This is a genomic window from Streptomyces sp. NPDC092045 (assembly GCF_044756005.1).
Taxonomy (GTDB): domain Bacteria; phylum Actinomycetota; class Actinomycetes; order Streptomycetales; family Streptomycetaceae; genus Streptomyces.
On record NZ_JBIVSC010000001.1, the window covers coordinates 1,003,849 to 1,017,380 of the forward strand.

At 75.7% G+C, this 13,532-nt stretch carries 10 protein-coding genes; 4 read left to right on the forward strand and 6 right to left on the reverse strand.

The genetic code is table 11. The features are described from left to right. Nucleotides 1-93 precede the first annotated feature (93 nt). Nucleotides 94-1,923, reverse strand: coding sequence for an ABC transporter ATP-binding protein (locus ACIQKA_RS04365; RefSeq protein ID WP_383150755.1), 1,830 nt, complete (start codon nucleotides 1,921-1,923; stop codon nucleotides 94-96). Between the two features lie 56 nt (nucleotides 1,924-1,979). Beyond that, complete coding sequence (locus ACIQKA_RS04370; RefSeq protein ID WP_402539932.1) at nucleotides 1,980-3,677, reverse strand: ABC transporter ATP-binding protein; 1,698 nt, start codon at nucleotides 3,675-3,677, stop codon at nucleotides 1,980-1,982. Nucleotides 3,678-3,934: 257 nt separating this feature from the next. Between ACIQKA_RS04370 and ACIQKA_RS04375 the strand changes: the two genes are divergently transcribed. The 4 genes from ACIQKA_RS04375 to ACIQKA_RS04390 all read left to right on the forward strand — a co-directional run bounded on the left by ACIQKA_RS04375 (nucleotide 3,935) and on the right by ACIQKA_RS04390 (nucleotide 8,680). Beyond that, entirely contained in the window at nucleotides 3,935-5,011 is a 1,077-nt protein-coding gene (locus ACIQKA_RS04375; protein WP_402539934.1) for a FecCD family ABC transporter permease, read from the forward strand. After that, complete coding sequence (locus tag ACIQKA_RS04380) at nucleotides 5,008-6,105, forward strand: FecCD family ABC transporter permease (RefSeq protein WP_402539936.1); 1,098 nt, start codon at nucleotides 5,008-5,010, stop codon at nucleotides 6,103-6,105. The genes ACIQKA_RS04375 and ACIQKA_RS04380 overlap by 4 nt, the downstream gene beginning before the upstream one ends. Continuing rightward, the gene (locus ACIQKA_RS04385) at nucleotides 6,102-6,959 is read left to right on the forward strand and encodes an ABC transporter ATP-binding protein (RefSeq protein WP_386374280.1); all 858 of its coding nucleotides are present in this window, start codon (nucleotides 6,102-6,104) and stop codon (nucleotides 6,957-6,959) included. The genes ACIQKA_RS04380 and ACIQKA_RS04385 overlap by 4 nt, the downstream gene beginning before the upstream one ends. A gap of 140 nt (nucleotides 6,960-7,099) precedes the next feature. After that, a complete protein-coding gene (locus ACIQKA_RS04390) occupies nucleotides 7,100-8,680 on the forward strand; it encodes an amidohydrolase (RefSeq protein WP_383150916.1) in 1,581 nt (526 codons plus the stop codon). Nucleotides 8,681-8,784: 104 nt separating this feature from the next. On the opposite strand, the gene ACIQKA_RS04395 is transcribed toward ACIQKA_RS04390, so the two are convergent. Genes ACIQKA_RS04395 through argC form a run of 4 tightly spaced genes read right to left on the reverse strand, consistent with a single transcriptional unit; the run spans nucleotide 8,785 to nucleotide 13,149 of the window. Beyond that, a complete protein-coding gene (locus tag ACIQKA_RS04395) occupies nucleotides 8,785-9,915 on the reverse strand; it encodes an acetylornithine transaminase (RefSeq protein ID WP_402540247.1) in 1,131 nt (376 codons plus the stop codon). Between the two features lie 47 nt (nucleotides 9,916-9,962). Then, entirely contained in the window at nucleotides 9,963-10,967 is a 1,005-nt protein-coding gene (argB, locus tag ACIQKA_RS04400) for an acetylglutamate kinase (RefSeq protein ID WP_402539937.1), read from the reverse strand. Then, on the reverse strand, nucleotides 10,964-12,115 hold the full coding sequence (argJ, locus tag ACIQKA_RS04405; RefSeq protein WP_391093679.1) for a bifunctional glutamate N-acetyltransferase/amino-acid acetyltransferase ArgJ: 1,152 nt from the start codon (nucleotides 12,113-12,115) through the stop codon (nucleotides 10,964-10,966). Before argJ ends, argB begins: the two co-directional genes overlap by 4 nt. Next, complete coding sequence (gene argC, locus ACIQKA_RS04410) at nucleotides 12,112-13,149, reverse strand: N-acetyl-gamma-glutamyl-phosphate reductase (protein WP_391093677.1); 1,038 nt, start codon at nucleotides 13,147-13,149, stop codon at nucleotides 12,112-12,114. The genes argJ and argC overlap by 4 nt, the downstream gene beginning before the upstream one ends. Between the last annotated feature and the right edge of the window lie 383 nt (nucleotides 13,150-13,532).

The window sequence follows — 13,532 nt, forward strand, 5'->3', positions numbered from 1 at the left end:
AGGGCCCCTCCCGTCCGGGAGGGGCCCTTCACCCTGTCGTACCGGTGAGGGGGTGTCCTGTCGATCAGGCCCGACCGGCAGGACACCCCCTAGCTAGTCGAGCACGGCGGCCGGTTCGCGACGGCTGTCGGACCACGCCGACCACAGCTCGGCGTAGTGCCCGCCCGCCGCGACCAGGTCCTCGTGGGTGCCGGTCTCGACGACCCGGCCCCCGTCGAGGACGACGATCCGGTCCGCGGCGGCGGCCTGCGGGAGCCGGTGGGCCACCATCAGGCCCGTGCGGCCCTCCAGGGCGCGCAGGGCGGCGGTCTCCAGGGTCCGGGCGCCCGCGCTGCCCGCGTCGGCGGTCGCCTCGTCGAGGATGGCGACGGGCGCGTCCGTGAGGACGAGCCGGGCCAGGGCCAGGTGCTGGGCCTGGGTCACCGTGAGCCGGTGGCCGCCCTCGCCCACGACCGTCGCCAGGCCCTCGGGGAGCGCGTCGGCCCACTCCAGGGCGCCGACGTGGTCCAGGGCCGCGCGCAGCTCCCCGTCCGTCGCCCCGGGCCGGGCGAGGCGCAGGTCCTCGGCGAGCGGGCCGGAGAAGACGTGGACCTCCTGGCTGATCAGGGTGACGGCCCGCCGGACCCCGGCGGGACCCAGCTCGCGGGTGTCCACGCCGCCCAGGGAGATCGCGCCGGCCGCCGGCTCGTGGACGCCCGCGATCAGCTTGGCGAGCGTGGTCTTGCCCGCGCCGCTGGCGCCGACCAGGGCCACGCGCTCGCCGCACCGCACGTCGAGGTCGACCTCGTGGAGCACCGGGTGCCCGTCCACGTAGGCGTGGCCGAGACCCGTCACCTTGACCGAGCCGTCCACCGGCGCGGCGGACCGCTCCTCGGGCTCCCGCTCCGCCGGGAGGCTCGACACGCCGACGAGGCGGGCGAGGCTCGCCCCGGCGGACTGGGCGTCGTCGATGAGGAAGAGCGCGGCGTTGATCGGGTTGAACAGGCCGTGGAAGTAGAGCGCCGCCGCCGTGGCCGTGCCGATGCTGACCGATCCGGCGTCGACCAGCAGGAAGCCGGTGACCAGGATCGAGGCCATGCCGAGGAACTCGGCGGCGTTCAGGCGGGAGAAGAAGCCGGAGACCAGGCGCATGCCGCTCGCCGCCAGGTCGACGGCCGCGCCCGACCGCCCTTCGAGCAGGTCCGCGTGACGGCCGGTGAGCCGGAACGCCCGTACGGTGCGGACGCCCCCGACGCTGTCGAGCAGCTGGTGCTGGAGGGCGCCGGTCGCGATCCGGTGCTCGGCGTAGATCCTCGCGGCGCGCGGGATGTACCAGCGCACGGTGAGGACGTGCACCGGGACGGCGACGAGGACGGCGAGCAGGAAGCGCCAGTCCAGGACGGTGAGGCCCACCAGGGTCAGGACGATGGTGAGGAAGGCGTTCGCGAACTCGGGCAGGGCCTGCCGGACCGCCCGCGCGATCAGCGTGACGTCGCCCGTCACCCGGGCGGTCAGGTCGCCCGAGCCGGCCTTCTCGACCCGTTCGAGCGGCAGCCGCAGCGCCCGGGCGATGAACCGCTCCCGCAGGTCCGCGAGGACCGTCTCGCCGAGCCGGGCGACCAGCGACTTGCCGACGGCGGTCGCCGCGCCCCGCGCCACGGCCACCACGAGGAGCAGCACCATCGGCACGGTCAGGGCGGCCGTGCCGCTGCGCTCCACGACCAGGTCCACGATCCGGCCGAGCAGCGGGGCGGTCAGCAGCCCGACGCCGGTGCCGGCGACCAGGACGGTCAGCGATCCGGCGGCGAGCAGCCGGTGGCGGCGCAGCAGCCCGCGCACGACGGCGAGGGTCTGCGCGCCGGTCGCGGTGGGCAGGAGGGCGCGCCCGGGCGTGCCGGTCGCGGTGGGCAGGGGCGCGCTCCCGGGCGTGCCGGATCCGCTCATCGTGCGTCCTTCGTCCTTCGCTCCGGTGTCCTGCGCGGTCGTGTCGCGGCCGGCCGTCACGCCAGGACCGCCGAGCGGTACGTCTCGTGGGAGGCGACGAGCTCCGGGTGGCTGCCCTCGGCGGCCACCGTCCCCTCGTCGAGCATCACCACGACGTCGGTCCCGGCGAGCAGGGCCGGGCTGGTGGTGACCAGGAGGGTGGTGCGGCCCCGCCGCAGCTCCCGCAGCCGGGCGGCGATGCGGGCCTCGGTGACGGTGTCGACGGCCGTGGTCGGGTCGTGGACGACCAGGACCGGCGGGTCGGCGGCCAGGGCGCGGGCGAGCGCGACCCGCTGGCGCTGGCCGCCGGAGAGGGAGCGGCCCCGCTCGGCGAGGACGGTGTGCACGCCGTCGGGCAGGGCGTCGGCGACGTCGTCCGCCGCGGCGGCGGCGAGCGCGGGACCGACGTCCGGCGCTCCGTCGCCCGCCCCGGCCCGTACGTTGGCGAGGAGACTGTCCTCGAACAGGTCGGCGTCGTGGTGGGCGACCAGGATCGCCCGGCGGGCGTCGCCGGGGTCGAGGTCGGCCAGCGGGACGCCGTCGAGCTCCACGGTCCCCCCGGCGGGCTCCCGTTCGCGGCCCAGGCAGAGCAGCAGGTCGTTCGCGGCGGCCGGGTCCCGGGAGACCACGCCGACGACGCTGCCGGGCGCCACGTCGAGGTCGAGGCCGCGCAGCGCGCCGTGGGTCAGGCCCCGCAGCCGCAGCCGCCCGGTGACGGGGGAGGGGAGCGGGACCGTCCCGGCGGCGACGGCCGGGGGCGAGGCGAGGACCTCGGCGATCCGGTCGGCCGAGGCGCGGGCCTGGGCGAACTCGCCGTTGACGTAGGTGAGGAGCTGGAAGGGCCCCAGGAGGTACTGGGCGAGGCCGACGGCCGCCACCAGGTCGCCCACGCTGATCGTGCCGCGCATCGCCAGATGGGCGCCGACCAGGCCGATCACCGCGATGAAGACGCCGGTCAGGGCGAGGATGGCGCCGTCGTGCCAGGCCCGGCTGCTGGCCGCCCGCAGCGCCGAGGCGAGCGAACCGCGGCTGGTCTCCCGGTAGCGGGAGACCGCCGCGCTCTCGGCGCCCATGCCCTTCAGGACGCGCAGCCCCGCCACCAGGTCGGCGGCGACGCCGGAGGCGTGGGCGGCGTGCTCCTGCTCGGCCTCGCTGCGCCGCTCCAGCGGCCGGCTGATGAGGTGGCCGATCCACAGCAGGGGCGGCACGCCGAGGAGGACGAGCAGACCGAGCGGGACGGAGACGCGGAGCAGGGCCACGGCGCTGACGGCGAGTCCGGTGAGCGCGGACAGCGCGTACGGCAGGGCGGAGGCGACCGAGCCGACCCGGCGGGCGTCGCCGGTCGCGACGGCGGTCAGCGCGCCCGGGAGCCGGCCGGTGTCGGCGCCGCCCCTCGGGTCGAGCACCCGGGCGGCGAGGTCCTGCCTGATCCGGTGCGCGGCGCTCTCGCCCGCGCCCTCGGCGAACCGGGCCGAGATCCGGTAGCAGGTGGAGAGGACGAGGAAGAGCCCGGCCAGGACGAGCAGCCAGCGCAGCAGCGCCCCGGCGGACCCGGTCCCCACCGCCTCGTCGATGGTCAGGCCGATGACGACCGGCACGAGCGCCTCGCACGCCTGGTGGGCCATGGCGAGGAGCGACGCCCCGCCGACCCGGCGGCGTTGGTCGCCGAGCGCTCTCCGGAGGACGTGGCCCCCCGTTGGTCCTCCAGCGGGCATGCGGAGCCTCCACGAAGAGAGAGATGGTTAGGTAAGGCTACCTTGAGGAGGGGTGTCGCCAAGAGGCGTCAACAAGACATCGCAGGGTACCGGGGGCGGGCGCGCGACCGGCGGTCCGGAGGCCGCGTTGACCCGCCGGGGGTATCCGGTTAGGCTCGCCTAAGTTGACCTGTTCGGCACGTCAAGTCGCGTGCGGCGCACCCGGCTTGGGCGCCACGGCCGGACGGGAGCGCGAACCGCCGTCAGGGGAGTGGCCGTTGTCCGTCGAAATCCAGACGGCGTCCGGGGGAAGGACCGGCGGCCCCGACGGGCCCGCCGCGCCCCCCGTGCGCCCGGCCACCGTCGCCCTGCGCGGCGCGGGGCTCCTCGTGACGCTCGGAGCGCTGCTCCTCGTCTCCCTGCTGAGCGTCTGGGTGGGGACCCGGGGCATCCCCCTCGCCTCCACCTGGGAACTGCTGTGGCACCCCGACGGGTCCGAGGCCTCCGTCATCGTCCACGACTACCGCGTCCCCCGCACCCTCCTCGGCCTCCTCGTCGGAGTGGCGCTCGGCCTCTCGGGCGCCCTCATGCAGGCCCTGACGCGCAATCCGCTCGCCGACCCCGGACTGCTCGGCGTGAACCTGGGCGCCTCCGCCGGCGTCGTCGTCGCCATCGCCTTCCTCGGCGTGGCCTCGCCCCTCGGCTACGTCTGGTTCGCCCTCGCCGGAGCCGCCGCCGCCTCGGTCGGCGTCTACCTCCTCGGCTCCTCCGGCCGCAAACTCGCCACCCCCGACCGGCTCGTCGTCGCCGGAGCGGCCGTCACCGCCGTCCTGTACGCCTTCAACTGGGGCGTGCTGCTGTTCGACCCGGAGGCCTTCGACCAGTTCCGCTTCTGGACCGTGGGCTCCCTCGCGGGCCGCTACCACGACATCGTCCTCCTGATCCTGCCGTTCGTCGCGATCGGCCTGGTCGTCGCGCTCCTCCTCGCCCCCTCCCTCAACGCCCTCGCCATGGGCGACCAGGTGGGCCGCGCCCTCGGCGTGAACGTCGGCCGCACCCGGCTCCTCGCCGCCCTCGCCGTGATGCTGCTGTGCGGGGCCGCCACCGCCGCCGCCGGACCGATCGGCTTCGTGGGCCTGGCCGTCCCGCACATCGCCCGCTTCGTCGTCGGCCCCGACCAGCGCTGGGTCCTCACGTACTCGATGCTCCTCGCACCCGTCCTGCTCGTCGGGTCGGACGTCCTCGGCCGCGTCCTCGGCGCCCCCGGCGAGGTGCAGGTCGGCATCGTCACCGCCTTCATCGGCGCCCCCCTGTTCATCGCGCTCTGCCGCCGACGGAAGCTGGTCATGCTGTGAGCGTCCTCGCACGAGAGGCCGGGGCACGAGAGGCCGGGGCCCCGGCGCCCCGCGTCGTCGGCGGCCGGGTCCTGCGCGTCGGCCGCGGCGCCGTCTCCCTGCGCGTGCGGGGCCGCACCGTCGCCGTCACCGTCCTGCTGCTCGCCGCCCTGGTGCTCGTCGTCGGCACCACCCTCACCACCGGGGACTTCCCGCTCACCGTCGGAGAGGTCCTCCGCGCCCTCACCGGCAACGACACCGGGGCCGCCGACTTCGTCGTCAACACCCTGCGCATGCCCCGCGTCCTGACCGCGGTGTTCGTCGGCGCCTCCCTCGCCGTGAGCGGGGCGATCCTGCAGAGCCTCACCCGCAACCCCCTCGGCAGCCCCGACATCATCGGCTTCACCAACGGCTCCGCCGTGGGCGCCCTCGTCGTCATCGTCCTCCTGCACGGCAGCATGACCCAGATCGCCCTCGGCGCCCTGGCCGGCGGCCTCGCCACCGCCCTCGCCGTCCACCTCCTGATGATCGGCCGCGGCCTCCAGGGCTTCCGCCTCGTCGTCATCGGCGTCGGCGTCAGCGCCCTGCTCCTCGCCGTCAACTCGTACCTGATCACCCGGGCCACCTTCCAGGAGGCCCTGGAGGCCCAGGCGTGGCTCATCGGCAGCCTCGGCAACCGGACGTGGATCCACGCCGACGCCGTCGGCCTCGCCCTCGCCGTCCTGCTCCCCCCGGCCCTCCTGCTCTCCCGCCGCCTCGCCATGGTGGAGATGGGCGACCTCACCGCCACCGCGCTCGGCGTGAACGTCCGCCGCACCCGCACGGCGCTCCTGATCATCGGCGTCGCCCTCGCCGCGTTCGCCACCGCCGTCACCGGCCCCATCTGGTTCATCGCCCTGGCCGCCCCCCAGGTGGTGCGCCGGCTCACCGGCTCGCCCGCCCCCGCCCTGCTGTCCTCCGCCCTCATGGGCGCCGTCCTGCTCGCCCTGAGCGACCTCGTCGTCCAGCGGGCCTTCGCGCCCGCGCTCCTCCCCGTCGGCACGGCGACCGGCGCCCTCGGCGGGACCTACCTCATCTGGCTGCTGATCACCGAGTCGCGAAAGAGCCGCGCATGACCGCCAAGAACCCCTCCGGGCCCCGGCTGCGCGCCGAGGACCTCACCCTCTCCTACGACCGCCGGACGGTCGCCACCTCCCTCAGCGTCGACATTCCCGACCACTCCTTCACGGTGATCATCGGGCCCAACGCCTGCGGCAAGTCCACCCTCCTCTCGGCGCTCGCCCGGATGCTCACGCCCAGGGCCGGGCAGGTCTACCTCGACGGCGCGGCCATCTCCTCGTACCGCTCCCGCGAGGTCGCCCGCCGCCTCGGCCTGCTCCCGCAGTCCTCCAGCGCGCCCGGCGGCATCACCGTCGGCGACCTCGTCGCCCGCGGCCGCTACCCGCACCAGCGGCTCCTGAAGCAGTGGTCCGCGGAGGACGAGACGGCCGTCGCCGAGGCCATGCGCCAGACCGGCGTCCTCGACCTCGCCGACCGGCCCGTCGACGACCTCAGCGGCGGCCAGCGCCAGCGCGTCTGGCTCTCCATGGTCCTGGCGCAGCAGACCTCCGTCCTGCTCCTCGACGAGCCGACCACCTTCCTCGACATCGCCCACCAGGTCGAGGTCCTCGACCTGTGCGCCGGACTCCACGCCCGCAAGGGTCACACCGTCGTGGCCGTCCTGCACGACCTCAACCAGGCCTGCCGCTACGCCACCCACCTCATCGTCATGCGCCCCGGCGGCGTCATCGCCGCCCAGGGCGATCCGGCCTCCGTCATGACCGCCGAACTGGTCGAGGACGTCTTCGGACTGCCCTGCCGGATCATCGACGACCCCGAGACCGGCACCCCGCTCATGGTGCCGGCGGCGCCCAGGCGGTACGACACGGCGGAGGGCACCGGCGGCACGACGCTCGCGAAGACCCCCTGAGGCCCCCCGCGGCTCCTCGGCCCTCGAACGGCCCCCCGAGTCCTCGGCGCCCTCGACGGCCTCCGAGCCCCCGGCGCCTTCCGGCCCTCGCACACCCCTGACGAGGCCCCCTCGACCCCCTAGGGACGGACCCGCCCATGATGCTGTGCACCAGGTTCACCAACGCGCGCGTCCTCACCATGGACCCCGACCACCCGGTCGCCCACGACATCGGCGTCTGGCACGGCCGGATCGCCGGCCTGGACGAGGCCGTGAGCGGCCTGCCCGCGCGCCAGGTCGTCGACCTCCAGGGCGCCACCGTGCTGCCCGGCTTCATCGACAGCCACGTCCACCTGGCGTGGACGGGCCTCAAGGCGAGCTCGCCGAGCCTCGCCGGCGTCGAGCGGACCGAGGACGCCCTCGCCGTCGTCGCGGACGCGGTCGCCCGCACGAACACGCCCGGCGCGTGGATCCACGTCGGGAGCTACGACCAGCGCGCCCTCGGCCGACACCTGACCGCCGCCGACCTCGACCGGGTCGCCGCGGGCCACCGGATCTTCCTCATGCACACCTCCGGCCACGCCTGCGTCGTCAACAGCGCCGTCCTCGACCTGCTCCCCGCCGACGTCCCCCACGACGACGGCCTCCTCGTGGAGAGCGCGATGGGCGCCGTGCGCCGGCTCCGCCTCCCGTACGCGCAGGAGGAACTCGCCGACGCCATCGAGCACGCCGGGCGCGTCTGCCTCGCCGAGGGCGTCACCGCCTGCGCCGAGGCCGGCATCGGCGGCGGCCTGCTCGGCCACAGCCCCGCCGAGCTCGGCGCCTACCAACTCCTGCGCGACCGGGGGCGGCTGCCCCTGCGCGTCCAGCTCATGCCGGGCGCCGACACCCTCAAGCCGCTCGGCGCCCACGAACGGGACGGCATCCCCCGCGGCCTCGACCTCGGCCTGCGCACCGGCTTCGGTGACGACTGGCTGTCCGTCGGCGCCCTCAAGATCTACACCGACGGCGGCATGATGGCCCGCACGGCCGCGCTCACCGAGCCGTACGAGGGCACGGACGGCACCGGCCGGCTCCAGGACGACCCCGAGCGCCTCGCCTCCCTCATCGTGGACGGGCACCTCGCCGGCTGGCAGCTCGCCGTCCACGCCATCGGGGACCGCGCCGCCGACCTCGCCCTGGACGCCCTGGAACGGGCCCAGGAGCTGCGGCCCCGCCCCGACGCCCGCCACCGCGTCGAACACGCCGGCCTGATCCGCCCCGACCAGCTCCCGCGCTTCGCCCGGCTCGGCCTCAGCGCCGTCGTCCAGCCCAACTTCCTGCGGTACTTCGGCGACGACTACGCCACGGTCATGGGCCCGCACCGGGCGCCCTGGATGTACCGGGGCCGCGGCTTCCTCGACCACGGCGTCACGCTGGTCGGCAGCTCCGACCGGCCCGTCGCCGACGGATCGCCGCTGCGGGCCGTCCAGTTCATGGTCGAGCGCACCTCCCTCTCCGGCCTCCCGATCGGCCCGGACGAAGCGGTCACCGTCGACGAGGCCCTGCGCGCGTACACGGTCGCCGGCGCCCACGCCTGCCGGTGGGACGACAGCGCGGGCACCCTGAGCCCGGGCAAGCGGGCCGACCTCGTCGTCCTCGGCGACGACCCGCACGCCGTCGACACCTCCCGGATCGGGGACATCGAGGTCGTGGCGACCTTCGTGGACGGCCGCGAGGCGACGGAGGGGAAGAAGCTGTGAGCGCGACCCCCGGGGGCGACGACGCCCCCTGACGCCGGTACGCCACGGCAGGAGGGCGGGCCCGGAGCAGCCGTTACGGCTCCGGGCCCGCCCTCCTGCCGTGCTCAGGCGTCGAGGATCCCCGGCAGCGCCTCCACCAGGGCGTCGATCTGCTCCTCCGTCACCGTCAGGGCGGGAGCGAGCCGCACGGTGGCCGGGCCCGCCGCGTTGACCAGGAAACCGGCGTCCTGGGCCGCCCGCCGGACCAGGGCGGCCCGCGGTTCGGTGAGCACGACCCCCAGGAGCAGGCCGGCGCCCCGCACCCCGGCGACGCCGGGGTGCTTCAGCTCCTCGATCCCCCGGCGCAGCCGCTCGCCCGACCGCACGGTCCGGGCGAGCAGCCCCTCGGCCTCGACGGTCCGCAGGACGGCGAGCCCGGCCGCGCACGCGATCGGGTTGCCGCCGAACGTGGAGCCGTGCTGACCGGGCCCGAGGAGCCCGGCCGCCGATCCGAAGGCCACCACGGCGCCGATCGGCAGCCCGCCGCCCAGGCCCTTGGCGAGGGCGACCACGTCGGGGTCCACGTCCCGGTCCGCCTGGTGGGCGAACCAGTGGCCGGTCCGGCCGATGCCGGTCTGCACCTCGTCCAGGACGAGCAGCGTTCCGGTCGCCCGGGTGATCTCCCGCGCGGCCCGCAGGTATCCCCCGGGCGCGGGCACGACCCCGCCCTCGCCCTGGACCGGTTCGAGGACGACCGCCGCGGTCTCCTCCGTGACGGCCGCGCGCAGCGCCCCGACGTCCCCGAACGGGACGTGCGTGACCTCTCCGGGCAGCGGCAGGAAGGGTTCGCGCTTCGCCGGCCGGCCGGTGAGCGCCAGGGCCCCCATGGTGCGCCCGTGGAACCCGCCCTCGGCGGCGACCACGCGCGGACGTCCCGTCCGGCGGGCGATCTTGAAGGCCGCTTCGAGCGCCTCCGCGCCCGAGTTCGCGAAGAAGACCCTGCCCCGCCGGCCGGAGAGCCGGAGCAGCTCCTCGGCCAGGGCGACGGGCGGCCCGGCGGCGAACAGGTTCGACACGTGGCCGAGCCGTTCGGCCTGCTCCCGGACGGCCGCGACGACGGCCGGGTGGGCGTGGCCCAGGGTGTTGACCGCGATCCCGCCGGTGAAGTCGGTGTACGTGCGGCCCGACTCGTCCTCCACGGTGCTGCCCTCGCCCCGGACCAGGGCCAGCGGGGGAGTGCCGTACGTGTCCATCATGACCGCGCGCCAGCGCTCCGTGAGGGTCCTCGTGCTGTCGGCGGCGGTCACGCGTCGTCCTCCTCGGACGGGGAAACGGACACGGGGGCGGGGGAGGCCTCCGGTTCGGGGTCCGGGACCACGGTGGTGCCCGGCCCGGCCTCGGCGAAGACGCCGCCGAGGAGCGCGTGCGGCACCCGGCCGTCGACGACCCGGGCCGCGCGGACTCCCGCCCGGACCGCCCGCAGGCAGCCCTCCATCTTCGGGAGCATGCCGCTCGCCAGGCCCGGGAGCAGCGCGTCCAGCTCACCGGCCGTCAGCCGGCTCACCACCTCGGTGCTGCGCGGCCAGTCCGCGTACAGCCCCTCGACGTCGGTCAGGACCACCAGGCGGTCCGCGCCGAGGGCCACGGCGAGCGCGGAGGCGGCGAGGTCGGCGTTGACGTTGTAGACCTCCCCGTCCCCGCCCCGCGCGACGGGCGAGACGACCGGGATGCGGCCCGCCTCCAGGAGGGCGCGCACGGCGGCGGTCTCCACGGCCACGACCTCGCCGACCAGACCGATGTCCACGGACCGGCCGTCCACCCACGCGGGGCGCCGCACGGCGGTCATGGTGTGCGCGTCCTCGCCCGACAGGCCCACGGCGAACGGACCGTGGGCGTTGAGGGCGCCGACCAGCTCCCGCTGCACCTGCCCGGTCAGCACCATGCGGACCACGTCCATGGTCTCGGGCGTGGTCACCCGCAGGCCCGCCTCGAAGCGGACCTCCAGGTCGAGGCGGTCGAGCATGGCGCTGATCTGCGGTCCGCCGCCGTGCACCACGACCGGCCGCAGGCCCGCGTGCCACAGCTCCACGACGTCCTGCGCGAAGGTCCGGTGCAGCGCCGGGTCCACCATGGCGTTGCCGCCGAACTTGACGACGACCGTCCGGCCCCGGAGCTCCTCGGCCCAGGGCAGGCCGGCGGCGGTGACCGCGTCGGCGGCCGGGGTGGCGGAGGCGGCCCTTCCGGCCGGGGCCCCGCCGGATCGCGCGTGGGGGAGCGTCCCCGTCCGTGTCGTCCCGGGGCCGCTCATGAGCTGTACGCGCTGTTCTCGTGGACGTACCCGGCCGTCAGGTCGTTCGTCCAGAGGACCGCCGACGCGTCGCCGGAGCGCAGGTCGGCGGTGATGGTGATCCGCCGGTCCGAGAGGTCGACCTCGTCCCGGGACTCGCCCGCCGCGCCGTCCCGGCACACCCAGACGCCGTTGATCGCCACGTCGAGCCGGTCCGGGTCGAAGACGGCCGCCGTGGTGCCGATGGCGGAGAGCACCCGGCCCCAGTTGGGGTCCTCGCCGTGCAGGGCGCACTTGAGGAGGTTGTTGCGCGCGATGGAGCGGCCCACCTCGACGGCGTCCTCCTCGGAGGCCGCGCCGACGACGTTCACCTCGATCTCCTTGGAGGCGCCCTCGGCGTCCGCCACGAGCTGCCCGGCCAGGTCCAGGCACACCGCGTGCACGGCCCCGGCGAACGCCGCCGGGTCGGGGACGGTCCCGGACGCGCCCGAGGCGAGCAGCAGGACCGTGTCGTTGGTGGACATGCAGCCGTCCGAGTCCACCCGGTCGAAGGTGGTGCGCACCGCCGCGCGGAGCGCCTCGTCGAGGGCCTCCGCGTCCACGTCGGCGTCGGTGGTGAGGACGACCAGCATGGTCGCGAGCCCGGGGGCGAGCATGCCCGCGCCCTTCGCCATGCCGCCGACCGTCCAGCCGTCCCGGGTCACCGAGGCGGTCTTGTGGACCGAGTCCGTCGTCCTGATCGCGACGGCCGCGTCCTCGCCGCCGTCCGGCGAGAGCAGTTTCCCGGCCGCGTCGACGCCCGCGAGGAGGCGGTCCATCGGCAGTCGCACGCCGATCAGGCCGGTGGAGCAGACCGCGACCTCGTGCGGGTCCACGCCCACCGCGTCCGCCGTCCGCTCGGCCGTCAGACGCGTGTCGACGGCTCCGGCCTGTCCCGTACAGGCGTTGGCGCCGCCGGAGTTGAGGACGACGGCGGATGTCCGGCCGTCGGCCAGGACGCGCCGGGACCAGCGCACCGGCGCGGCCTGGACGCGGTTGGAGGTGAAGACGCCGGCGGCGGCGCGCGACGGTCCCCGGTTCACCACCAGGGCCAGATCGCGGTCACCGGACTCCTTGATGCCGGCGGCGATGCCGCAGGCGAGGAATCCCTGTGCAGCGGTCACACTCACGGAGTGACTCCATTCGTGGGCAGGCCCAGCCGTTCCGGCAGGCCGAGGGCGACGTTCATGCTCTGCACCGCGCCACCCGCGGTGCCCTTCGTCAGGTTGTCGACGGCGCTCACGCAGACGAGCCGGCCGGCGTCCGGGTCCACGGCGATCTGCACCTGGACCGTGTTGGACCCGAGGACGGCGGCGGTCGAGGGCCACTGCCCGGGCGGCAGCAGCCGGACGAACGGCTCGTCGGCGTAGGCGGACGCGTAGGCCTCGCGCACCGCCCCGGGGCCCGCGGCCAGCGCCTCGGGGCGGAGCCGTGCCGAGCAGGTGGCGAGGATGCCCCGGGGCATCGGGGCGAGCGTCGGGGTGAAGGAGACGGTGACGTGCTCGCCGGCCGCCAGGGAGAGGTTCTGGACGAGTTCGGGGGTGTGCCGGTGGCCGCCGCCGACCCCGTACGGGCTCATGGAGCCCATCACCTCGGCGCCGAGGAGGTGCGGTGTGAGGGCCCGTCCGGCGCCCGAGGTCCCGCTGGCCGCGACGACCACGACCTCCGGCTCCACGAGCCGGGCCGCGTGCGCGGGGAACAGCGCGAGCGTGACCGCCGTGGGGTAGCAGCCCGGCACGGCGATTCGGGTGGCGCCCTTCAACTCCTCCCGGGCGCCGGGGAGTTCCGGGAGGCCGTACGGCCAGGTCCCGGCGTGTTCGGAGCCGTAGAAGCGTTCCCAGGCCGCCGGGTCGCGCAGGCGGAAGTCCGCCCCGCAGTCCACGATCAGCGTGCCGGGGCCCAACTCCCTGGCGTACGCGGCGGACTGGCCGTGCGGCAGGGCCAGGAAGACCACGTCGTGACCGCGCAGGGCGGTCGCCGAGGTCTCGCCGAGGACCCGGTCCGCGAGCTCCGCCAGCTGCGGCTGCACGGAGCCGAGGGTGCGGCCCGCGCTGCTGTGCGCGGTCACCGCGCCGATCTCCACGCCGGGATGCGACAGCAGCAGGCGGAGGAGTTCCCCGCCCGCGTAGCCGCTCGCACCGGCCACCGCGACCCTTACGGTCATGTTCTTCCGTCTCTCTCCGTACGTGTGGGGGCCGCCGCCCCGGGAGGGGGCCGCGGAACGCCGTTCCAGGGTGGGGGCGCGGGGTTGCCGGCACGGGCCCTCGGCGGTGCGTCCCGGCGAACGCCTCGCGGCGTCCCGCCGGGCGGGGGCCGCGCGACGGGACCCGGCCCCGCGCGCCTCCGGCCTCGTGGACGGGGTCCGTCGCGGGACCGTTCGCCGTGCGCGCCCTCGGCCGTGTCCCCGCCGGGGCCGCCGTTTCGTGCCGTCGTCCGTGGAATCGTTCGCGACCCTCCGGAAGGAACACGAAAAGCGGATGTGCCCGCACCCCCTCACCCTTCGATCGGGACTTAGCTGAGCCTAACCTAAGTTGGGCTTCCCTGGGG